Origin of the sequence: Aquabacterium sp. OR-4 (assembly GCF_025290835.2) — a bacterium.
In the GTDB taxonomy this organism is placed as follows: domain Bacteria; phylum Pseudomonadota; class Gammaproteobacteria; order Burkholderiales; family Burkholderiaceae_C; genus Pseudaquabacterium.
In genome coordinates, this window is record NZ_JAOCQD020000004.1 from 74,160 (window position 1) to 95,225 (window position 21,066).

Genomic DNA, 21,066 nt, shown 5'->3' on the forward strand with positions numbered 1-21,066 from the left:
ACCCAGGAGACAGAACAGATGGCATTCGATCGGATCGAGGACGCGCTGCAGGCCTTTGCGCGCGGCGAGATGATGGTGGTGGTCGACAACGAGGACCGCGAGAACGAGGGTGATCTGATCCTGGCGGCCGAGTACGCCACACCCGAGGCCGTGGCCTTCATGGTGCGCCACACCAGCGGCATGCTGTGCGTGGGCCTGCCCGGTGATCGGCTGGACCGGCTGGAGCTGCCGCTGATGGTGGAGCGCAACACCGAGTCGCTGCACACCGCCTACACGGTGACGGTGGACTTCCGCCACGGCACCAGCACCGGCATCTCGGCCGCCGACCGCGCCGCCACCATCCGCGCCCTGGTCGATCCCCAGGTGGTGGCGCAGGACTTCAATCGCCCGGGCCATGTCTTTCCGCTGCGCGCGGTGCCCGGCGGCGTGCTGCACCGGCCCGGCCACACCGAGGCCGCGGTGGATCTGGCCAGCCTGGCCGGCCTGCGCCGCGGCGGCGTGCTGGCCGAGATCGTCAACGAGGACGGCAGCATGGCGCGCCGGCCCGAGCTGGAGGTGTTTGCCCGCGAGCACGGGCTGCGAATGATCTCCATCCACGACCTCATCGCCTACCGGCGACGGCAGGTGGGCGTGCAGCGCGCCTCGGAGGCGCGGCTGCCCACGCGCCACGGCGTGTTCACGGCCTGCGTCTACCGCGAGCCGGGCAGTGTGCACGAGCACCTGGCCATGGTGATGGGCCAGGTCGACGGGGCCGACGACGTGCTGGTGCGCGTGCACTCCGAATGCCTCACCGGCGACACCTTCGGCTCGCTGCGCTGTGACTGCCGGCAGCAACTGGAGGCCTCGCTGGCCGCGGTCGGCCGTGCCGGGCGGGGCGTGGTGCTGTACCTGCGCGGCCACGAGGGCCGCGGCATCGGCCTGACGCACAAGCTGCGCGCCTATGCGCTGCAGGACAGCGGGCTGGACACCGTGGATGCCAACCTGGAACTGGGGCTGCAGGTGGATGCGCGTGACTACACGGTGGGCGCCAAGATCCTGCAGGATCTTGGCATCACCAGCATGCGCCTGATGACCAACAACCCGGCCAAGTACCAGGGCATCGCCGACTTCGGCCTGCACATTGCTGAGCGCCTGTCACTGCAGACGCCGCCCACCGACGAGAACCGCGCCTACCTGATGACCAAGCAGCGCCGACTGGGGCATGTGCTGGGCGTGGCCTGCGACGACCCGGCCACCTGACCCACCGGGCTCAGACCGGGTACTGCTGCACCGCGGGTTCCAGCGTGATCCACTTCAGCTCGGTGAACTCGTCGATCACCGCGCGGCCGTCGAAGCGGCCATAGCCGCTGTTCTTCATGCCGCCATAGGGCGCCTGGGCCTCGTTCTGCACGGTGGCACCGTTCACATGCACCGACCCGCAGTCGATCTGCAGCGCCACCTGCAGGGCGCGCGTCACGTCACGGCCGAACACGCCCGACGACAGGCCGTACTCGGTGTCGTTGGCCACGCGCACGGCCTCGTCGGCGCCCTTCACGCGCACAACGGTGGTGATCGGGCCGAAGGTCTCCTCGTCGTAGATCTTCATGCCCGGCTTGACATGGTCGACGATGGTGGCCGGCATTACCGCACCATCGGCGCGGCCGCCGGTGGCCAGCGTGGCGCCCTTGGCCAGCGCGTCGTCGATCAGCGCGTTCAGGCGCGGGCCCGATTCCCTGGCCACCATCGGGCCGATGACGCAGGCGGCGTTTTTCATCGGATCACCGGCCGGCAGCTCGGCGGCTTTGGCGGCGAACTTGGCCACGAACTCGTCGGCGATGGCCTCGTCCACCACGATGCGCTCGGTGGACATGCAGATCTGGCCCTGGTACAGGAAGGAGCCGAACACCGCGGCTTTCACCGCCTCGTCGACGTTGGCGTCGTCCAGCACCACCAGCGGCGACTTGCCGCCCAGCTCCAGCAGGCAGCGCTTGAGGTGCGTGGCCGCCTTCTGGGCAATGATGCGGCCCACGCGCGTGGAGCCGGTGAAGTTGATGCGGCGTACGGCCTTGTGGGCGATCAGCGCATCCACCACCTCGGGCGCGTCCTGCGGCGCGTTGATGATCATGTTCAGCACGCCGGCCGGCAGGCCGGCCTCCACCAGGGCCTCCGCCACCAGCGCATGGGTGCGCGGGCTGGCTTCCGACGCGCGGAAGACCACCGTGTTGCCGCAGACGATCGGGTAGGCGATGGCGCGCGCGGCCAGCACCACCGGGCCGTTCCAGGGCACGATGCTGAGGATCACGCCCACCGGCTGGCGCACGGTCATCGAGATCGCGCCGGGCTTGTCGGTGGGAATGGTCTCGCCCTGGATCTGCGTGGCCAGCGAGGCGGCCTCGCGGAACACGTTGGCGGCCAGGTAGACGTTGAAGCCGGCCCACAGGCCCGACGCGCCCACCTCGGCGCCCATGGCCTCGATGAAGGCCGGCGTGCGCGCCTCCAGCGCATCGGCAGCCTTGAGCAGGATGCGGCGGCGCTCGGACGGCGGCGAGTGGCGCCAGGCGGCAAAGGCCTTGGCAGCCGACTCGACGGCGGCCACGGCGTCATCCACGCCGCCGGCGGCCGCGCGGGTGACGACCTCGTTGCTCACCGGATGGCGGCGCTCGAAGACGGTGCCGGCCTTGGCCGGACGGCTCTCGTTGTCGATCAACAGTTGGGCTTCCATGATGCAGGTTCCTTGGGTGGGATGAGGGGGCGCAGCGAGCGGGCGGCTCAGCTGCGCTGGGTGAGGATCTCGGCCATGCGCTCGCCGATGAGCACGCAGCTGGCCATGGTGGCGACGGAGGCGATGCGCGGCATGATCGAGCTGTCGGCGATGCGCAGGTTCTTCACGCCGTTGACGCGCAGCTGGGCATCGACCACGGCCTGGTTGTCCTTGCCCATGCGGCAGGTTCCGGCCTGGTGGAAGTAGGTGGTGGCGCCGTCGCGCACGAAGTTCTCCATCTCCTGCCCGCTGAGCTTCTTGCCCGGCGCCACCTCGCGCTGGACAAAGGCGCTCATCGCCGGCGAGTTGCCGATCTCGCGCGCCAGCTCGATGCCGTAGGCCAGCGCCTTCACGTCGTCGGGGTGGCTGAGGAAGCGGGCGTCGACGATCGGCCGGTCGGCCGGGTTGGCCGACTTCAGGCGCACCTCGCCGCGGCTCTTGGGCGCCACCAGGCCGGCGCACAGCGCCCAGCTGGTGTTGGGCGGCGAGAAGCGCTTGCCGACCACGTCACTGGCATAGGGCAGCTCGATCTGCACCAGGTTCACGTCGGGCGAGGCCAGGCCGGCCTGGCTCTTGACGAAGCCAGCCGCGTTGGCGGCGCTGTTGCGGTGCGGGATGTGCTCCTTGGGTTCAAAGATGCAGCCGCCATGCAGCAGGTGGTCCTGGAAGTTCTGGCCCACCTCGGGCGCGTGCACGCGGGTCTGGATGCCGTGGCGCTTGAGCTGGGCCTCGTCACCGATGCCGCTGAGCATCAGCAGCTTGGGGGTGTTGATGCCGCCCGAGCAGACGATGACCTCGCTGCGCGCCTCGATGCGCCGCGGCCCGGTGCTGCCGCCCAGTTCCACGCCGGTGGCGCGGGTGCCCGCGAAGCTCAGGCGGTCGACATGGGTGTTGACCAGCAGCGTCACGTTCTTGCGCGACAGCACCGGGTACAGGTAGGCGCGGGCCATGCTCTGGCGCCGGCCGTCGCGGATGATCTGGTTCATCAGCGCAAAGCCGGCACTGGCCTCCTCGCGGGCGCCGTTCTGGTCGTCGAGCACCGGCAGGTTCAGGCTGCGGCAGGCGGCCAGCATGGCCGGCGCCAGCGGGTGCGGGTTGGCAGCGGGCTGGCACCACACCGGGCCGCCCTGACCGCGGTAGCGCGCATCCGGCTTGCCCTGCCAGTTCTCCACACGGCGGTAGATCGACAGGCCGTGCTCATAGCCCCAGGCCTTGTCGCCGCTCTCGGCGGCCCAGTGCTCCAGATCGGCCTTGAACGGGCGCGCCCAGATCGTGGCGTTGATGCTGCTGCCGCCGCCCACCACGCGGCCCATGTGCTCGGGGATGGCGCGGCCGTTGGTGCCGGCCGAGGGGATGGCCACGTCCTTCCAGTCGCGCTCGCTGCCCAGGTTGGTGAACCACACGCCCGGGTCCATCACCGAAGGCGCCGTGTCCCAGTCACCGGCTTCCAGCACCAGGATGCTGGCATCGGGCTTGGCGGCGGCCAGGCGGCCCACCAGGGCCGAGCCGGCGCTGCCGGTGCCCACGACGATGTAGTCGTAAGCGGGCTGCAGCGCCTTGGCGCGCTCGGCCTGGTTGGCGCGGATGGCGTCCAGCTCATCGGCCAGCACCTGCAGGCTGGGGCCGGCCAGGCCGGCGGCCGTGGCGGCGCGCAGGAAGCCGCGGCGGTTGATGCGCCCGGCAATCAGGGCCTGCTCCAGGCTGTCCAGCCAGGTCGGGTCGGGTGTCAATCCAACATCGTTCTTGCTCATGCGTGTCTCCAACGTTCGGTGCGATCGGCGGGTCGCGGGCCAGCGGGCTGCCCTGCGACGCGGGACCGAACGGTAGAGGGCATGACCCGTCGACACGAACCTCGGGTTAACGCGGGGTCGGGCGTGTTCTGTTTGGGAACACGCTGACGCGCCTTCAGGCCGCGGGCGATCCGTCGCGGCCCCTGGCACCGCGCAGGCGCCGGTAGATGAGGCCCCGCGAGACACCAAGCCGCGCCGCCGCCTCCGACACATTGCCACCGCAGGCCTGCAGCGTCTGCTGGATCAGGTGCAGATCGGATTCACGCAGCCGCTGGGGAGAGGCCGGCGTGGCCGTCGCCGCTGTGGGTGCGGGTGCGGATACGGGTGCGGACGGCGCTTCGGTCGCAGCCACCGCCGGCGCGGGCTCGGCGGGCGGCGCGGCATGCCAGGCCGGAGGGGCCACCGGGAAGGGAAATGGCGCCACCGCCACCATGCCGCGGCGGCCGTCGGGTGCACGCATCTCGGCCCGTGCCCACACCTGCAGGCCGTTTGGCAGGGTCAGTGGCGCGGCGCCGGTCAAGGGCAGCGCAGCCAGTTGCTGCCAGGCGAAGGCGGGCGCGGGCTCGGCGGGCTCTCGCCGCGCTGGCGCTGTGCCTGGTCCGCCTGGTCCGCCCGGCGAGGACGGCCCGCCGGCCCCGAGCAGGCTCTTGGCGACCCCGTTCTCCCAGGCCAGGCGGCCCCCTTGGTTCACCCCGATCAGGCCCACCATCGCCGAGTCCAGCAGTTCGGGTGCCACCTGAATGCGGATGACCAGGTGCTCGGTCGACTGCGCCAGCAGCAGGCGGCTTTCGATGGCACCGGCATACAGGCCGACCACGGCCGCAGCATCGAATGCGAACGGGATGCGCTCGCTGGACAGGTCGAGCACACCCGCCAGCCGGCCGTGGATGTCGCGGATCGGCGCGGCGGCGCAATGCATCTCCTGCACGCTGTCGAAGAAGTGCTCTCCGCCGAGCACACACACGGCCTTGCCGATGCGTGCCGCGACACCGGGCGCCGTGGTGCCTACGGCATCCTCCGACAGGTTCACGCCCAGGCGTGTGGCGACAGGCATGAGTTCCTCGTGCGAGCGGCCCACGCAGGAAGCGCCAATCAGCACACCCGAGGCATCGGTCAGCATGGCCGCGCAACTGGTGGCCGACAGCACGGTCTCCAGCCGTGGCAACTCGTCCATCCAGGCCTGCCGCAGATGGCGGTTCTTCATCAGCGCCAGCTGGGTGCGGCTGGCCGTCACCGGCTGGAACTCGGCGCGCTCACGCGGGCTGCCCAGCAGGCGCAGGCAGCGCGCCCAGGATTCGAACACCGCCTCGCCCACCACGCCGGTGGGTGCCTGGCCTTCCTCGAAGAAGCGCTGTCGCGCCTGCGCGATGCGGGCCGGCCGGGACTGGGGAAAGAGCGTGTGCGGCAGATGGTTCATGGCAACCCGAAACCGGCCGCGCCGCGCGCCCGCGCAAGGCTTCAGACCGGGGCACCATCCTGCCTGCTGCACCGCCCCGGCGCCAATGGCGCGGCGCGAATGTGGTGCATCACTGGCGGTGATGCAGCGGGCGGCAGCTCACTCCGCAGGTGCGGTCTTATCCTCGCCGAACAGGTCGAACACGATGCCACGCAGCCACTGGTGCACCGGCGAGCGGTGCACCTTGGCATGCCAGAACACGTTGATCGCCACCTCGGGCAGATCGAGCGGATGCTTGCGGAACGTGAGCTCGAAGGGCTCGGCCAGGCTCTCGGCCAGCCGTTCGGTCACCGTGGCCAGCATGTCCGAGCGGCGCAGGATGTGGCCCACGCTGACGAAGTGCGGCACGGTCAGCCGCGTGCTGCGCTCGATGCCGGCGCGCTGGATCAGCTCGTCGACCCGGCCGTGGCCGGTGCCGGCCGACACGATCACCAGGTGCTCGGCGGCCTTGAAGTCGGTCAGCGTCAGGCGCTTGCGGTCCAGCGCATGGCCCTTGCGGAACAGGCACACATAGCGCTGGCGGAACAGCCGGCGCTGGAAGAAGCCGGCCTTCAGCTGCGGCAGCGGGCCGATGGCCAGATCGACCTTGCCGGCCTCCATGTCGTCGCGCAGCGTGGTGGCCGTGGTGCGCACCGTGGCCAGCGAAAGGCCGGGCGCCTCCTGGCGCAGGCGCTCCACCAGGGCGGGCAGGAACACGATTTCGCCGATGTCGGTCATGCCGATGGTGATCGTGCGCTTGACGCTGGACGGCAGGAAGCGGGTGTGCTGGTTCAGCCCGCTGTGGATCATGCCCAGCGCATAGCCGATGGGCTCGGCCAGCTGCTCGGCAAAGGGCGTGGGCATCATGCCGGCGGGGGTGCGCACGAACAGGTCGTCGCCGAACTGGCGGCGCAGCTTGGCCAGGGTGTTGCTGACCGCCGGTTGCGTCAGCCCCAGGTTCTCGGCCACCTTCGAGACGCGCCGCTCGACCATCAGCTGCTGGAACAGCACCAGCTGGTTCAGGTCGATGTCGGTCAGTTCCACGGCCACCTCATCACGCGCAGTGATACATCACATTCATGCGATTCTATTTGCCGAATGCGCGGATGGGGGAATGATGCCGCCGGCGATCAGACACCGACATGGACATCCTCGTACAACCCCTCAACCGCGTCATCCAGGCCGAGCCCGGCGCCAATCTGCTTGAAGCTCTTTTGGCGGCCCAGGTGCCGATGTCCTACTCGTGCATGTCAGGCCGCTGCGGCACCTGCCGCTGCCGCGTGGTCGATGGCGACGTGCTGGCCGGCGGCGGCATCGATCAGCGGCCGCTGGATGTGCAGGACAGCGAGGTGCTGGCCTGCCAGACCTATGTGACCGAACCCTGCACCATCCGCATCCCGGAGCCCGACGAGGTGGTGGTGCATCCGGCACGGATCGTCAAGGCCAGCGTCGCGGCCATCGAGGACCTGACGCATGACATCAAGCGCGTGCTGCTCAAGCCCGCCAAGCCGATCGAGTTCTCGCCCGGCCAGTACGTGCAGCTGCAGTTCGGCCCCGATCTGAGCCGGCCCTATTCGATGGCCGGCCTGACGACCGACGGGCAGTTCGAGTTCCATGTCCGACTGGTGCCCGGTGGCCGCGTGACGGGCTACATCGCGGACCAGTTGAAGGTGGGCGACGCGGTCAAGGTCAGCGGGCCGCTGGGATCGGCCTACCTGCGGCGCAAGCATGCCGGCCCCATCCTGTGCGTGGCTGGTGGCACGGGGCTGGCACCCATCCTGTCCATCCTGCGCGGCATCGCAGCCGAAGGGCTGGCCAGCGACATCCACCTGTACTTCGGCGTACGTTCGCCACGCGACATCTACGGCTCAGACTGGCTTGCGGCGCTGCAGACAGCCAATCCGCGGCTCAACGTGCACGTGGTGGTCGCCTCGGGCGGTGACCCCGGCCAGCATCGCTGCGGTTTGGTCACCCAAGCCATCGAGGAAGACCACCCCGACCTGACGGGCTGGCGCGCCTACCTGTGCGGCTCGCCACCGATGGTGGAGGCCGCCACCCAACTGGCCCGGCAGCGCGGCATCGCGCCCGACCACATCTACGCCGACGCGTTCTACAGCCAAGGCAACTGAGGAAACCGCCATGACCCCCCGTCCCCTGTCCGACCAGGAGCGCGCCGCCCGTGCGGAGTTCTACAGCCGCATCGGCGCCAATGACATGACACCGCTGTGGGAGGTGCTGGGCGCGCTGGTGCCGCCCACCCCGCGGCCGGTGGCCCAGGCGGCGCTGTGGCGCTACCAGGACGTGCGCGAGCGCGTGATGGAGGCCGGCCGTCTGATCTCGGCCGAAGAGGCCGAGCGGCGCGTGCTGATCCTCGAGAACCCCGCGCTGCGCGGTCAGTCGTGCATCACCAACTCGCTGTATGCGGGCTTGCAGCTGATCCTGCCGGGCGAGGTGGCCCCGGCCCACCGCCATACCCAGTCGGCGCTGCGCCTGGTGCTGGACGGCGAGGGCGCCTACACCGCCGTCGATGGCGAGCGCACCACGATGCGCCGCGGCGATTTCATCATCACGCCGGCCTGGACCTGGCATGACCACGGCAACCTGGGTGACCAGCCCGTGGTGTGGCTGGACGGCCTGGACATCCCCATCGTTCGCTTCCTGGATGCCGGCTTTGCCGAGCGGGCCTCCGAATCCAGCCAGCAGCCACTGCGCCCCGAGGGCGACTCTCTCCACCGCTACGGCGCCAACATGGTCCCGGTCGACTTCGATCCCCGGCCGGCCGACCCGACGCGTGTGTTCGTGTACCCGTTTGAGCGGGCGCGCGAGGCGCTGCGCGGCCTGCAGGCCGCGGGCCAGCCCGATCCGCACCTTGCCCACAAGCTGCGCTATGTGAATCCGGCCACCGGCGCATCGCCCATGCCGACCATCGGCGCGTATGCCCAGCTGCTGCCGGCCGGATTCGAGACCCGCGGCTACCGCTGTACCGACGGCACCGTGCATGTGTGCCTGCAGGGCAGCGCCGAGCTCCAGGTGGGCGAGCGCGTGTGGCGCGTGAGCGAGAACGACGTGGTCGTGGTGCCGTCCTGGCAGACGCTGTCGATGCGCGCCGACCAGGAGTCCATCTTCTTCAGCTTCTCGGACCGGCCCGTGCAGAAGATGCTGGGCTTGTGGCGCGAAGAACGTCTCTGACAGCGCCCGCCACGGCGCCATGCCGTGCGCACCGAATGACCGACACATCCACATCCAGGAGACCCGCATGAGCGAGACATCGACTGTCTTCCCCGACCGGCCCCAATGGGAATCGGACGGCACCCACCGCATCCCGTTCGCGGCCTACACCGACGAACAGGTCTACCAGCGCGAGCTGGAGCGCTTCTTCTACAAGGGCCACTGGTGCTACGTGGGCCTGGAGGCCGAGGTGCCGAACACCGGCGACTTCAAGCGCACCGTCGTGGGCGAGCGCTCGGTGGTGATGGTGCGTGACGCCGACGGCCAAATCAATGTGGTGGAGAACGTGTGCGCGCATCGCGGCATGCGCTTTTGCCGCGAGCGCCATGGCAACCGCAAGGACCTGGTCTGCCCCTACCACCAGTGGAGCTACACGCTCAAGGGCGACCTGCAGGGCGTGCCGTTCCGCCGCGGCGTCAAGCAGGATGGCCAGGTGCACGGCGGCATGCCGTCGGACTTCCGCACCGAAGACCATGGCCTGACCAAGCTGAAGGTGGCCGTGCGCGGGGGGGTGGTCTTCGCGTCGTTCGACCACGACGTGGTGCCCTTCGAAGAATTCCTGGGACCCACCATCCTGGGCTACTTCGACCGGCTGTTCAACGGCCGCAAGCTCAAGGTGCTGGGCTACAACCGCCAGCGCATCCCGGGCAACTGGAAGCTGATGCAGGAGAACATCAAGGACCCGTACCACCCCGGCCTGCTGCACACCTGGTTCGTGACCTTCGGCCTCTGGCGCGCCGACAACAAGAGCCAGCTGCGCATGGACGACAAGCACCGCCACGCGGCCATGATCAGCACCCGTGGCCAGGGCGGCAAGTCCGACCAGGTGACCAGTGTTTCCTCGTTCAAGGAAAGCATGAAGCTCAACGACCCGAGCTTCCTGGACATCGTGCCCGAAGCGTGGTGGGGCGGACCGACCGCCGTGATGACCACCATCTTCCCAAGCGTGATCCTGCAGCAGCAGGTCAACAGCGTGTCCACCCGCCACATCCAGCCCAACGGCAACGGCAGCTTCGACTTCGTCTGGACGCACTTCGGGTTCGAGGACGACTCCGAGGAAATGACGCAGCGCCGGCTGCGCCAGGCCAACCTGTTCGGGCCTGCGGGCTTCGTGTCCGCGGACGACGGTGAGGTGATCGAGTTCTCGCAGGAAGGCTTCGAGAGCAAGCCCTTCCACCGCGCGGTGGCGGAACTGGGTGGCAAGGGTGTCGAGGACACCGAGCACATGGTGACCGAGACCTTGATCCGCGGCATGTACCGCTACTGGCGCGACGTGATGGAAGCCTGAGCCATGCTGGAGCAAGCCATGAACACCGAACTGTCCTTCCAAGACTGGCTGGCGCTGAACCAGCTGTATGCGGACTACGCCGCCGCCGTCGACTCGGGCCAATGGAGCCTGTGGCCCGAGTTCTTCACCGATGACTGCGTCTACCGCCTGCAGCCACGCGAGAACTTCGAGCGCGGCTTCCCGCTGGCCACGCTGGCCTTCACCAGCAAGGGCATGCTGAAAGACCGCGTCTACGGCATCACCGAGACCATCTTCCACGACCCCTACTACCAGCGCCATGTGGTGGGCACGCCGGTGATCCGTCGCGTGGCCGACGGACGCATCGAGAGCGAGGCCAACTACGCGGTGTTCCGCACCAAGCTGTCGCAGGAGTCCAGCGTGTTCAACGTGGGCCGGTACATCGACGTGGTGGTGCGCACGCCCCAGGGTCTGAAGTTCGCGTCGCGGCAGTGCATCTACGACAGCGAAATGATCCCCAACTCCATCATCTACCCGATCTGAGGCCCCCATGAGCCAAGCCGAATGGACCGATGTGCTCGCTGCCGCCGACCTGCCCACCGATGACGTGATCGGCCTGGATGTCGCGGGGCGGGACATCGCCCTCTACACCGTGGGCGACGCGGTCTATGCCACCGACAACCTGTGCTCGCACGGCAATGCCCGCTTGTGCGACGGCTTCCTGGACGGGCATGAGATCGAGTGCCCGCTGCACCAGGGCAAGTTCGACGTGCGCACCGGCGCGCCCAGCTGCGCGCCGGTGACCGAGCCGGTGACCAGTTACCCGGTGCGCATCGAAAACGGGCGCGTCTGGCTCGCCCTGGGCTGATCGGCCCCCCGGGCCTGCGGCCCGTCTGAATCAACGCCTCTTGGAGGGCCGGTCCACTGTCACGGCGCGTTGCGGCGCCGTGAGGGGTGGCTTCGTCCCGAAGCGCCACCGAGCGCGCTCATCCTGATCTCTGGAGACAGTCGCCATGCGTCAAATCGACATGCAGCGAATGGTCGATGAAGCGAGATTCAACTCGTTTCACGCCCTGGTACTTTTGTGGTGCGCCCTGATCATCGTCTTCGATGGCTACGACCTTGCCGTGGTCGGCGTGGCGCTGCCTTCCATCATGAAGGCCTACGGCGTTCAGCCCGCCAATGCCGGCTTCATGATCAGCTCCGCACTGTTCGGCATGATGTTCGGCGCGATCGCATTCGGAACGGTCGCTGATCGCATCGGGCGCCGCTGGACGATCGCTCTCTGCGTCGCGCTGTTCAGCATCTTCACCGCGGCCACCGGCCTGGCCACGACACCATGGGAATTCGCGGCTGTGCGCTTCGTGGCCGGGCTGGGCATCGGCGGCGTCATGCCCAACGTCGTGGCGCAGATGACCGAATACGCGCCCAAGCGGCTGCGCGCCACGCTGGTGACATTGATGTTCAGCGGCTACGCCGTGGGTGGCGTCATTGCAGCCCTGCTGGGCAAGGGCTTGATCGAGCAGTACGGCTGGTCGTCCGTCTTCTTTGCCGCTGGCTTTCCGGTGCTGCTGATCCCGATCATCCTCCGTGCCATGCCGGAGTCGATGGCCTTCTTGCTGGCACACCATCGCGAGGATGAACTCAAGGTCATCGCCGCACGCCTGGACCCGAGCTTCAAGCCCCAGCCGCAAGACCGGGTGCTGCTGCCGGCGGCGCAGAAGACCCAGCTGGCGCCGATCCGCATGCTGTTTCAGGACGGCCGCGGGTTCAGCACGGTCATGTTCTGGATCGCCTTCTTCACCTGCCTGTTCATGGTGTACGCGCTGAGTTCCTGGCTCACCAAGCTGATGGCTGGTGCGGGCTACAGCCTGGGCTCCGCGCTCACCTTCGTGCTGGTGCTGAACCTGGGCGCCGTGCTGGGCGCGGTGGGCGGCGGCTGGCTGGCCGACCGTTTCAACATCAAGCGGGTGCTGGCGGCGATGTATGCGCTGGCCGCGGTGTCGATCACGCTGCTGGGCCTGCGCCTGCCCACCTGGGCGCTGTTCGTGCTCGTCGCGCTGGCGGGGGCGTCGACCATCGGCACCCAGATCGTGGCCAACGCCTATGCCGGACAGTTCTATCCGATGGCCATCCGCGCCACCGGGCTGGGCTGGGCGCTGGGCATTGGCCGCAGCGGCGCCATCCTGGCGCCGATCCTGATCGGTGTTCTGGTTGGCATGAACCTGCCGCGGGAGCAGAACTTCGTCGCCATCGCCTTTCCTGCCGTCATCGGCATGGCGGCGGTGCTGTTGATCGACCACCGCCGCTCAGCTTCCCGACATCCGCATGTCATCGGGCTGGAGAGCGGCACGGTGTCCGCCTGATCCCGTTCCACGCTGTGCCCGTACAGGGCGCGAGCTCTGTCGTCCGTACCCATCACACCAACCCAGCGCCATGACCACGACCTATCTGTTTCCTCCCGCCCCCGTCGCCTCCCTGCCGATCGAAGGCCGCTCCGAGCGCTTCCCGGTCAACCGCCTGTTCTTCGTCGGCCGAAACTACCACGCGCATGCGGTGGAGATGGGCAAGCCGGTGGACAAGAGCGTCGAGCGCCCGTTCTATTTCACCAAGTCACCCAGCACCCTGGTGGAGTCGGGCGCCACCGCGGCCTACCCCAGCGAGACCAGCAACTTTCACCATGAGATGGAGCTGGTGGTGGCCATTGGCCAGCCGGGCTTTCGCGTGGCGGCCGAGCGGGCGCACGAACTGGTGTACGGCTACGCCTGCGGCCTGGACATGACCCGCCGCGACCTGCAGCTCGTGGCCCGCGACAAGGGCCGCCCGTGGGATCTGGGCAAGGACGTCGAGGGCTCGTCCGTCTGCGCGCCGATCAAACCCTTGCCCGGCGTGGTGCTGGACAAGGGCGCGCTGAGCATGAGCGTCAACGGCCAGGTGCGCCAAAAGTCGGACATCGACAAGCTGATCTGGAATATCCGCGAGCTCATCGCCGACCTGTCGCTGTTTTATCACCTGCAGCCCGGCGATCTGATCTACACCGGCACGCCAGAAGGCGTGGGTCCGGTGCTGCCGGGAGACGTGATCGAAGGATCGGTCGACGGCGTGGGCTCGGTCAAGCTGGTCGTCGGCCCGGCCGCTTGAATGCGCATGAAGCTCTACAACTTCTTTCGCAGCGGGACGTCCCATCGCCTGCGCATCGCCCTGAACCTCAAGGGCCTGTCATACGACTACGTGGCGGTGGACCTGCGTACCGAAGCGCACCTGCAGGACAGCTTCAAGGCCATCAACCCGCAGCAGCTGGTGCCCGCGCTGGCGCTGGACGACGGTGAGGTGCTGATCCAGTCGCCGGCGATCATCGAGTGGCTCGAAGAGCGCCACCCGACGCCGCCGCTGCTGCCCGCCGGCGCCGAGGACCGTGCCCGGGTGCGCGCGCTGGCAGCCATCATCGGCTGCGACATCCACCCGATCAACAACCGCCGCATCCTCGAGACCCTGCGCCGCCAGTTCGGCTGTGACGACACGGCGATCAACGCCTGGTGCGGCACCTGGATCGGCGCCGGCTTCGATGCGATCGAGGCACTGCTGTCGGCCGACACCCGGCGCGGACGCTTCTGCTTCGGCAACACGCCCGGCCTGGCCGATGTCTACCTGGTGCCGCAGGTGGAGAGCGCAAGGCGCTTTGGCGTGGAGATGTCGCGCTGGCCGCACATCGTGGCCGTGGACCGGGCCTGCGCGGAACTGCCGGCCTTTGCCGACGCTGCACCGGCGCGGCAGGTGGATGCACCCGCCAGGCCTTGAGGACGCAGTGGCCATGCCGTTCTGTGCCAGTCAGTGGCCGTGTCGCCACCAGCCATGTGTATGACAGCATAAAAGGTAACGCTATCATTCCTCGGTATTTGGAGGAACTGTGGCGCAGGGTCAATCCGGCAAGTCGAAGCAGGCCATCGAGCGCGAAGAGGGTCGTGAGGCCGCGGCGCTGTTCGCCCCGGAATCTAGGCTGGCCCGGGGGCGCAGTGGGTTGCGTCGGCCTCTTGTCTGTGTGGCGGTGCTGGCGGCCTGGGTGCTAAATGGGTGCGCAACCATAGCGCCTTCAGAGCCTGCGCGCTGGCAGGCGGCGTGGGCCAGTGCGCAGCTGGCGCATGAAGCGGCTCGGCCGGCTGACCCATCCGGCGGCGGTACCGCGGCAGTTTGGCGCGAGCCCCTCACCGGTGTCACCTTGCGCCAGGTGCTGCGCAGCAGCGCGGCCGGCAGCGCATTGCGCGTGCAGATCAGCAACGTCTTCGGGCGCAACCCGCTGGTGCTGGGCTCGGCCAGTGTGGCGCTGGCCGAGCCTGGCGAGGCGGTGGCCAGCCTCACCGGCAGCCCGCCTGCGGTCAGCCCAGCCCCGCGCGCACGCGCCGGCAGCCGGCAACTCCTGCGCTTCGGTGGCCGCACCCGCATCGAGTTGCCGCCCGGCGCTGAGGTGTGGAGTGACCCGGTGTCGCTGGCCGTGACCCGACATGCCGACCTGCTGGTGGATCTGCATCTACCATTAACCGCCGCCACACCCGCCAGCACGCATCCCGGCTCGCGCATCGAGAGCTGGGCGTTGCCCGGCGACGCCACCGCACGCGACGACTGGACCGGAGCCGCGCCGCGGGCCGGCTGGTGGTACCTCTCGGCGCTGGACGTTCGCGCAGACGGTGCGGCGCGCCAGCGCCCGGTGCTGGTGGCGACCGGCGACTCAATCACCGATGGCTACGGCGTGCCGCTGGCCAGCCACCTGCGCTGGACCGATCGGCTGTCGCAAAGGCTGGCGGCTGCGGGCATCGACGCCGCAGTGGTCAATACCGGCATCGGCGGCGGCCGCCTGCTGCGCGAAGGCCTGGGCCCGGCGCTGCTGGCACGCTGGCCGCGCGACGTGGCTGGCCGCAGCGGCATCACCCACGCCGTGGTGCTGATCGGTGTCAACGACCTCGGAGCCCAACGCCGCGCCGGCGCGGACAGCCCGCCGCAGCGCGCCGCGCTGCTGGACGAGTTGCAGCAGGCCTTGCGCTTGCTGGCCGCGCAGGCGCAGGCGCAGGGCGTGTGCCTGATCGCCGCCACGGTGCTGCCTTATGCCGGCAGCGGCTACTACCGCCCCGGTCCGGACAACGAGGCCGACCGCCAGACCCTCAACACCTGGATCCGCGGCTATCCTGGCTTTGCGGCGGTGCTGGACTTAGACGCCTGGATGCAGGATCCGCAGGCGCCGGCACGCTTGCGCGCCGATCTGGACATCGGCGATGGCCTGCACCCCTCGATGGCCGGCTACCAGGCCATGGCCGATGCCTTTCCACTGCCGCTGCTGCAGCGGCGCTGTGGCCCGTCGCTCCCCTGAGCCTGTGACGGGCGGCGGCCGCCCATTTCGCACCTGCTGGTTCGACGGGGCCGGGATCCAGGCGACGCCCATCCAATGAGCCCGGGACGGCAACCATCCCCGGCACCTGGCACCGCCGCCATTCAGCGCTTCGGCGCGGCCTCCACGCCGGACACGCCGCCACGGCCGGCGGCAGACGATCGCCCTGGATGCGAATGGCTGTCACGGCGGCGTTCAGCTGCTGCAGCTACTGCGCGCTGAATGAGAGGGCCGCGGCCCCCGGCCGATCAGGTCCCTGGCGGTACTGGCCACATCCTCGATGGGCACGTTAGGGGCCACGCGGTGCTGGACCGGCACGTCAATACGGTCGGTGCGCAAACTCCGAAGATGAGCGTCCACCATCCGCCGGATGTGCTCGGGCTGGCTGTTGCAGCCGCCCGACTGGCGCGCGCTGGTGCCGGGGTCGATGTCAAAGCCGAACTTGGTCCCCAACACCATCTGGTCGCGGATGCCCTGCAGCGCCTCGCCGATGAACTTTTCCGACAGGAAGGGGCGATAGGCCTCGGCCGTTTCGATCAGCGTGAAGCCCATGGTCCATGGCCTGGCGGATCAGGCGGATGGCGGCCAGGCGATCGAAGCGGCTGCTGTACGAATCGACCACCACACCCGGCGCCGCGATGGGCCGTCACTGGCAGCCCAGCCCCACCGGGAAGACCTCCTGCGGCCCGAGCCGGGGCCGCGCCACGGCTTCGGCCTGCACGCCGTGCTCGCGCAGGAAGGCCACGCTCTCTTCCTGTTGGTGGAAGGGGTGGACCTCCATCTGGTTGACCGCCGGCTTCACCGTGTTGAACAACGTGATGTCCATCAGCCAGTCCGGGTGTAAGTTGCTGACCCCGATGGTGCGCAACTTGCCGGCCCGGTAGGCCTCTTCCATGGCGCGCCAGGCGCCATGCACATCGCCAATGGGCTGGTGGATCAGGTACAGGTCGAGGTGGTCCAGCTGCAGGCGGCGCAGCGAGGCATCGATGGCTTTGGTGGTGCGCTCGTAGCCCACGTCCTGCACCCAGAGCTTGCTGGTGACGAACAGCTCGTCGCGCGCCACGCCGCTGCGGCGCAGGCCCTGGCCCACGGCCACCTCGTTCGGGTACGAGGCGGCGGTGTCGATCAGGCGGGAGCCCGCGGCGATGGCGTCAACGACGCTGCGCTCACCCTCGGCGGGGGCAGCAACTTCCACCCGGACCGGTACAGCTATTTCGTCTACTACGGCAGCCGCACCGCCCAGCCGGCGCGCGTGCGGGCCTTCGTGGACCTGGCGGTGGAGCGGCTCGTCGACAACCGCGAGTTCGTGCTGAGCGCGCGTGAACTGAAAGCCGCAGCGCGATCCAGGATCCCGCTGGCCGGCTGAGCATCGGCCGCTTGCCACTTGCCGTGGGTACGGCCAAGACGGGACCGCCAGTGAAGATGTCTCGGGTGCTTTGCGATCGCGAGGGTCTGCCTCGTCCACATACCGCTATGAGCCGAGAGCAGGATCGACAGGTTCCAATTGGCCCTTGACTAGACATAATGATCATCGTCACGGCCGAGAATGCATGGGCCAAGTTCTAGACGATCCAGGCGGTGCTTGACCGGATGCTTCGCGTGGGCCAGGCGGCCGAGCGGCTGGGGGTCAGCCTGCGGCAAGTCGAACGCATGCTGCTGCGCTGCCCCGCGCCGCGCAAGACGCTGCGGGGCGGGTCTCGCGCCGGCGCGGCCGGCCGAGCAAGCACCAGCTCGAACCCGGCCTGGCCGCCAAGGCCATCGCACAGGTGCGCCAAGGCTACGCCGACTTCGGCCCCGCGCTGGCCCGCGAGAAGCTGCTGGAGTGCCGTGGCCTGGCCCTTGGCCAGGAGACGCTGCAGCACTTGATGGCGGACGCCTGACCGCCGGCGCAATCCCTCCAACCGCATCTCTCGGTCTCGAACCGGCGCAGTCGACCCAGAGGATGCATTGAACCCGTCCCGTCAACACCGCAAGCGACGCTGCTGGCGGCAAGTTCGGTCAGAGGGATCGCACCACGCCATACAGCGCCGGGCTGCCGCTGCAGGCCTCGGTTTCGCTGAGCTTGCGGAACGCTGGGTCGCCGACCGCCGCCTGGAAGGCCGCCGGCGATGCCCACTGCGCCACGTTGATGAGTTGGAGCCGGGCGTCGGGGCGCAGAGCGCGGTGAAGCCGCGTGGAAACGAAGCCGGGCCGCTGCGAGAGGAACGCGGCCGCGCGGTCCCACACGGCAAGGCACTCGGTTTCCCGACCAGGCAGAACCTCGAAGGTGTTGATCAGCACCACACCCTCGCTTGCCGGCGGCTGTGCCGACGATGGCACAGCGTGAAGGAGCGCGACCACGATAGACGTGGCGGCAATGGCGCGCAGGGACAGTGACATGGCAATCTCCAGCAAGAGTCAATGATGACAACCAGTTTCCATTGTTGGCAACCGGTTGTCAACCGTGCACTCGCAAGAACGTGACAACCAGTTGCCAGTGGTGGAAACTCGTTGTCATGAACAGTCGACAACCAAACCCGGCAGGGACCGGGGCCACAACCATCACCAACCTGGCGCTGGCGGTGTTCCGCCTCAACGGCGTGCTGCTGAACTGGGGTGACCGGCTGGTTGCACCGCTCGGACTGACCAGCGCACGCTGGCAGATGCTGGGTGCCGTCGCCTTGGCCGGCGTACCCCTGACGGCCCCGCAGTTGAGCGAGGCCATGGGCGTCACGCGCCAGGGCGCGCAGAAGCAGCTCAACTTGCTGCTCGAGCAGGGGCTTGTCGATGTGAGCCCAAACCCGGGGCACAGGCGGTCTCCGCTCTACGCCCTCACGCCACAGGGTTTGGCTCTGTATCGGAAGGCCGACGCAATCTGGAATGCGCAGGCCTCTCAACTGGCCGCACTGATACCGGCCTCGCAAGCCAGCGCAGCTGCTCGCGCGCTCGAGTCCATGCTGCAAGCGCTCCAGGTCGCCAACGGCTCGGTCGAGGTCGAATAGCGATCAAACACCGACAGCGATCCGAAGAAAAGCGCGACACGATGGGGCCAGCCGGAAGAACGCGACAGAACATCGTGTGCCGTCTGGGCAGCCCGTCAACGGTGAGGGCGCGCTCCTACAACGCGCTGGTATCGAGCGCCCATGTCAAGCGGCCGGAAGGCATGCGATCACCCTTTCTCGGCAACGTTGCCTGCGGCAGCAAGCGGCCAGAAGGCCAGCGGCCGCAGCAGCCAGGGTCGCCAGCTCAAGGTGAAGGTCACGGTCAACGCCGCCGCCGCCAGCGTCATCACCCACACCAGGGCGGCCATCGTCGGGTGGTCGGCACGCAAGCAGGCCAGCAGCGACAGCAGCAGGGCCACCACACCCAGGCTGCGCAACAGGCGCGGCGGCGGCAGCGGCCCGGCGGGTCGCACCTGCCGACCATGCGGCTCCATGGCCAGGGCCAGCCAGGTGAAGCCGGCCACGCAGCCGGCATAGGCCAGCAAACACCACAGCAGTTTCATCGTCGGCACCTCAACCACGGCTGGCGGTGGCCGCCATGCCGGGCGACGCCGCAGCCTCGGCGCCCGGCGCTGCGGGGGTCGCGCGGGCCTGCTGGCTGCGCCCGGCATCGAGGCCCTGCTCGCGTCGGCGCAGCTTGCGCGTGGCCAGCAGCGCCACAGCGGCGCTGGCCAGCAGCACCAGATCGAAACCGGCCACCGGCCAGTAGCCCTGCCCCAGCGACTTCAGCAGATGGTCGCCCGTGGTGGCCCAGTTCAGCAGCACCGCCAGCACGGCCAGCGCGGCCACGGCCCAGCACTGCTCGCGCCAGGCCGGCGCCATGTGCGCCTGCTGCACCGGCGCCGTGCGCCAGAAGGCATGGGCCATGGCCAGCAGCCAGGCCAGCCAGAACCCGTAGGCCTGCCAGTCGTTGCGCTGCGCCAGGCCGGCCGGCAGCACCCGGTTGACGATCAGGAGGGCCAGCGTGGCGATCAGCATGCCGGTCACCGTGGTCACCGCCAGGGCATCCACGACACGGCTGCCGCCGACGCCGTCGCGCGCGTGCTGCTTCTTGCGCTTCTCGACGAAGAAGATGAACCCGGTGGCGATGCACACGCAGCCTGACAGTCCGCCCAGCACATACAGCCAGCGCAGCGGCCAGTGCTCGAAGTGCTGCAGGTGCAGGCCGGTGAGGAACTCGTTGATGCCGGCCACGGCGGTGGGCGGGGGGTCTTCGCGCAGCACCCGGCCCGTGGCGGCCTGGAAGTGCACGCCCTGCCCCACCAGCGCAACGCGGTCACTGCCGGCGCGAAACACGCTGACATAGCCGTTTGCATCGCCCACGTGCTCCATGAACAGCAGACCGACTTCACCTGGCATGCCGCGCTGCGCCCAGCGGCGCTTGGCTTCGACCACCATCGCATCGACCGACGCCAGCGGTGCCGCCACGCCGGCCGCCTGGTGCGGCAGCCCGGTGCGCGCTGCCTCGGCGGCTTCGTGCGCCTGGGCCAGCGGCCGCAGCAGCGTGCCGCCCACCGGCAGGTAGATGCTGGCAAAGATCACCAGGCCGGTGAAGGCAAAGAAGAAGTGAAAGGGCAGCGCCACCACGCCGGTCAGGTTGTGCAGGTCCAGCGCGCTGCGCTGGGTATGCTTGTTCGGGCGGAAGGTGAAGAACTCGCGAAAGATCTTGCGGTGCATCACCACGCCGCTGACCAGCGCCGCCAGCATCGCCAGCGCGGCCAGGCCGACGATCCAGTAGCCCAGGTCCTTCCAGTGCAGATGCAGGCTGTAGTGCATCGGGTAGAAGAACTCGCTGCCTACCTTCAGCGGGTTGCCCGGCAGCAGGCTGCCGTTGCGCGGATCGATGGTGACATCGCCGCCGATGTGGTTGTGGGCCTGCGGATCCTTCGGGCTGGGCACGCCGAAGTCGGCGCCCATGCGCAGCACCGGGTCGCGGTGCGTGGTGTAGGCCCAGTACTGCTCGGCCTTCAGGCTGGCGCGCGGCGGCAGTCCGCCCTGGGCCAGCGCGGCCGGGTCCATCAGCCGCGTCATCTCGTCGGCATAGCGCTCGGCGTCGGGCTGCAGGCTGGCGAAGATCGGCTGCAGCACCCGATCAAACGAAGGCATGGGCTGCGGCTGGAAGCGCGTCTCGGGGATCGCCCAGCGGTCGATCTCGCGATCAAACACCGACAGCGAGCCGAAGAAGAAGCAGGCCATCAGCACATAGCCCAGCACCAGTCCGAACCAGGTGTGCAGCCAGGCCATCGAGAGGCGGAAATTGGAAAACATC

At 68.8% G+C, this 21,066-nt stretch carries 19 protein-coding genes and 1 pseudogene; 11 read left to right on the forward strand and 9 right to left on the reverse strand.

Translation table 11 applies throughout. From position 1 onward, the window contains the following. Positions 1 to 18 precede the first annotated feature (18 nt). Positions 19 to 1,239, forward strand: a complete 1,221-nt coding sequence (locus N4G63_RS25800) for a bifunctional 3,4-dihydroxy-2-butanone-4-phosphate synthase/GTP cyclohydrolase II (protein ID WP_314600641.1) — start codon at positions 19 to 21, stop codon at positions 1,237 to 1,239. A gap of 10 nt (positions 1,240 to 1,249) precedes the next feature. On the opposite strand, the gene N4G63_RS25805 is transcribed toward N4G63_RS25800, so the two are convergent. From N4G63_RS25805 to N4G63_RS25820, 4 genes are all read right to left on the reverse strand, one after another. Next, on the reverse strand, positions 1,250 to 2,701 hold the full coding sequence (locus N4G63_RS25805) for an aldehyde dehydrogenase (protein ID WP_314600642.1): 1,452 nt from the start codon (positions 2,699 to 2,701) through the stop codon (positions 1,250 to 1,252). 47 nt (positions 2,702 to 2,748) lie between these two features. Continuing rightward, entirely contained in the window at positions 2,749 to 4,491 is a 1,743-nt protein-coding gene (locus N4G63_RS25810; protein WP_314600643.1) for a GMC family oxidoreductase, read from the reverse strand. Between the two features lie 154 nt (positions 4,492 to 4,645). Continuing rightward, positions 4,646 to 5,947: a helix-turn-helix domain-containing protein gene (locus N4G63_RS25815; RefSeq protein WP_510182769.1), complete on the reverse strand. Its 1,302-nt coding sequence runs from the start codon at positions 5,945 to 5,947 to the stop codon at positions 4,646 to 4,648. Positions 5,948 to 6,085: 138 nt separating this feature from the next. After that, entirely contained in the window at positions 6,086 to 7,009 is a 924-nt protein-coding gene (locus tag N4G63_RS25820; RefSeq protein WP_314600645.1) for a LysR family transcriptional regulator, read from the reverse strand. A 98-nt stretch (positions 7,010 to 7,107) separates the two neighbouring features. Here N4G63_RS25820 and N4G63_RS25825 point away from each other — a divergent pair, with 98 nt between their 5' ends. The 9 genes from N4G63_RS25825 (at position 7,108) to N4G63_RS25865 (ending at position 15,798) form a co-directional block, all read left to right on the forward strand. Then, positions 7,108 to 8,094, forward strand: a complete 987-nt coding sequence (locus tag N4G63_RS25825; RefSeq protein ID WP_314600646.1) for a 2Fe-2S iron-sulfur cluster-binding protein — start codon at positions 7,108 to 7,110, stop codon at positions 8,092 to 8,094. A 10-nt stretch (positions 8,095 to 8,104) separates the two neighbouring features. After that, on the forward strand, positions 8,105 to 9,154 hold the full coding sequence (gtdA, locus tag N4G63_RS25830) for a gentisate 1,2-dioxygenase (protein ID WP_314600647.1): 1,050 nt from the start codon (positions 8,105 to 8,107) through the stop codon (positions 9,152 to 9,154). A 67-nt stretch (positions 9,155 to 9,221) separates the two neighbouring features. Continuing rightward, a complete protein-coding gene (locus tag N4G63_RS25835) occupies positions 9,222 to 10,481 on the forward strand; it encodes an aromatic ring-hydroxylating dioxygenase subunit alpha (RefSeq protein WP_314600648.1) in 1,260 nt (419 codons plus the stop codon). Between the two features lie 18 nt (positions 10,482 to 10,499). Further along, on the forward strand, positions 10,500 to 10,982 hold the full coding sequence (locus N4G63_RS25840; protein ID WP_314600649.1) for an aromatic-ring-hydroxylating dioxygenase subunit beta: 483 nt from the start codon (positions 10,500 to 10,502) through the stop codon (positions 10,980 to 10,982). Between the two features lie 7 nt (positions 10,983 to 10,989). Then, on the forward strand, positions 10,990 to 11,307 hold the full coding sequence (locus tag N4G63_RS25845; protein WP_314600650.1) for a non-heme iron oxygenase ferredoxin subunit: 318 nt from the start codon (positions 10,990 to 10,992) through the stop codon (positions 11,305 to 11,307). Between the two features lie 145 nt (positions 11,308 to 11,452). Then, positions 11,453 to 12,805: an MFS transporter gene (locus N4G63_RS25850; RefSeq protein WP_314600651.1), complete on the forward strand. Its 1,353-nt coding sequence runs from the start codon at positions 11,453 to 11,455 to the stop codon at positions 12,803 to 12,805. A 70-nt stretch (positions 12,806 to 12,875) separates the two neighbouring features. Further along, on the forward strand, positions 12,876 to 13,580 hold the full coding sequence (locus tag N4G63_RS25855; RefSeq protein ID WP_314600652.1) for a fumarylacetoacetate hydrolase family protein: 705 nt from the start codon (positions 12,876 to 12,878) through the stop codon (positions 13,578 to 13,580). Between the two features lie 6 nt (positions 13,581 to 13,586). Further along, on the forward strand, positions 13,587 to 14,237 hold the full coding sequence (gene maiA / locus N4G63_RS25860; RefSeq protein ID WP_314600653.1) for a maleylacetoacetate isomerase: 651 nt from the start codon (positions 13,587 to 13,589) through the stop codon (positions 14,235 to 14,237). Between the two features lie 427 nt (positions 14,238 to 14,664). Beyond that, positions 14,665 to 15,798: a GDSL-type esterase/lipase family protein gene (locus N4G63_RS25865; protein ID WP_314600790.1), complete on the forward strand. Its 1,134-nt coding sequence runs from the start codon at positions 14,665 to 14,667 to the stop codon at positions 15,796 to 15,798. Positions 15,799 to 16,011: 213 nt separating this feature from the next. Here N4G63_RS25865 and N4G63_RS25870 read toward each other — a convergent pair whose 3' ends face one another. The 3 genes and pseudogenes from N4G63_RS25870 to N4G63_RS25885 form a co-directional block, all read right to left on the reverse strand. After that, positions 16,012 to 16,368, reverse strand: coding sequence for an aldo/keto reductase (locus tag N4G63_RS25870; protein ID WP_314600654.1), 357 nt, complete (start codon positions 16,366 to 16,368; stop codon positions 16,012 to 16,014). A gap of 148 nt (positions 16,369 to 16,516) precedes the next feature. Then, positions 16,517 to 17,029, reverse strand: a pseudogene (locus tag N4G63_RS25875) (aldo/keto reductase); the annotation flags it as partial. A 785-nt stretch (positions 17,030 to 17,814) separates the two neighbouring features. After that, the gene (locus tag N4G63_RS25885) at positions 17,815 to 18,195 is read right to left on the reverse strand and encodes an antibiotic biosynthesis monooxygenase family protein (protein WP_260791001.1); all 381 of its coding nucleotides are present in this window, start codon (positions 18,193 to 18,195) and stop codon (positions 17,815 to 17,817) included. A gap of 116 nt (positions 18,196 to 18,311) precedes the next feature. Between N4G63_RS25885 and N4G63_RS25890 the strand changes: the two genes are divergently transcribed. Beyond that, complete coding sequence (locus N4G63_RS25890) at positions 18,312 to 18,797, forward strand: MarR family winged helix-turn-helix transcriptional regulator (RefSeq protein ID WP_260791003.1); 486 nt, start codon at positions 18,312 to 18,314, stop codon at positions 18,795 to 18,797. Between the two features lie 167 nt (positions 18,798 to 18,964). On the opposite strand, the gene N4G63_RS25895 is transcribed toward N4G63_RS25890, so the two are convergent. Next, positions 18,965 to 19,300: a DUF3325 domain-containing protein gene (locus tag N4G63_RS25895; protein ID WP_260791042.1), complete on the reverse strand. Its 336-nt coding sequence runs from the start codon at positions 19,298 to 19,300 to the stop codon at positions 18,965 to 18,967. 10 nt (positions 19,301 to 19,310) lie between these two features. Then, positions 19,311 to 21,065 carry a PepSY-associated TM helix domain-containing protein gene (locus N4G63_RS25900; protein WP_314600655.1) on the reverse strand — a complete coding sequence of 585 codons (1,755 nt, stop codon included), beginning with the start codon at positions 21,063 to 21,065 and terminating at the stop codon, positions 19,311 to 19,313. Between the last annotated feature and the right edge of the window lies 1 nt (position 21,066).

Excerpts from the sequence above, each read along its gene's own strand:
- N4G63_RS25800 (WP_314600641.1), top strand. The coding sequence starts at position 19 with ATGGCATTCGATCGGATCGAGGACGCGCTGCAGGCCTTTGCGCGCGGC.
- N4G63_RS25805 (WP_314600642.1), bottom strand. The coding sequence starts at position 2,701 with ATGGAAGCCCAACTGTTGATCGACAACGAGAGCCGTCCGGCCAAGGCC.
- N4G63_RS25810 (WP_314600643.1), bottom strand. The coding sequence starts at position 4,491 with ATGAGCAAGAACGATGTTGGATTGACACCCGACCCGACCTGGCTGGAC.
- N4G63_RS25815 (WP_510182769.1), bottom strand. The coding sequence starts at position 5,947 with ATGAACCATCTGCCGCACACGCTCTTTCCCCAGTCCCGGCCGGCCCGC.
- N4G63_RS25825 (WP_314600646.1), top strand. The coding sequence starts at position 7,108 with ATGGACATCCTCGTACAACCCCTCAACCGCGTCATCCAGGCCGAGCCC.
- gtdA (WP_314600647.1), top strand. The coding sequence starts at position 8,105 with ATGACCCCCCGTCCCCTGTCCGACCAGGAGCGCGCCGCCCGTGCGGAG.
- N4G63_RS25835 (WP_314600648.1), top strand. The coding sequence starts at position 9,222 with ATGAGCGAGACATCGACTGTCTTCCCCGACCGGCCCCAATGGGAATCG.
- N4G63_RS25840 (WP_314600649.1), top strand. The coding sequence starts at position 10,500 with ATGAACACCGAACTGTCCTTCCAAGACTGGCTGGCGCTGAACCAGCTG.
- N4G63_RS25845 (WP_314600650.1), top strand. The coding sequence starts at position 10,990 with ATGAGCCAAGCCGAATGGACCGATGTGCTCGCTGCCGCCGACCTGCCC.
- N4G63_RS25850 (WP_314600651.1), top strand. The coding sequence starts at position 11,453 with ATGCGTCAAATCGACATGCAGCGAATGGTCGATGAAGCGAGATTCAAC.
- N4G63_RS25855 (WP_314600652.1), top strand. The coding sequence starts at position 12,876 with ATGACCACGACCTATCTGTTTCCTCCCGCCCCCGTCGCCTCCCTGCCG.
- maiA (WP_314600653.1), top strand. The coding sequence starts at position 13,587 with ATGAAGCTCTACAACTTCTTTCGCAGCGGGACGTCCCATCGCCTGCGC.
- N4G63_RS25870 (WP_314600654.1), bottom strand. The coding sequence starts at position 16,368 with ATGGGCTTCACGCTGATCGAAACGGCCGAGGCCTATCGCCCCTTCCTG.
- N4G63_RS25885 (WP_260791001.1), bottom strand. The coding sequence starts at position 18,195 with ATGTCACTGTCCCTGCGCGCCATTGCCGCCACGTCTATCGTGGTCGCG.
- N4G63_RS25890 (WP_260791003.1), top strand. The coding sequence starts at position 18,312 with ATGAACAGTCGACAACCAAACCCGGCAGGGACCGGGGCCACAACCATC.
- N4G63_RS25895 (WP_260791042.1), bottom strand. The coding sequence starts at position 19,300 with ATGAAACTGCTGTGGTGTTTGCTGGCCTATGCCGGCTGCGTGGCCGGC.
- N4G63_RS25900 (WP_314600655.1), bottom strand. The coding sequence starts at position 21,065 with ATGTTTTCCAATTTCCGCCTCTCGATGGCCTGGCTGCACACCTGGTTC.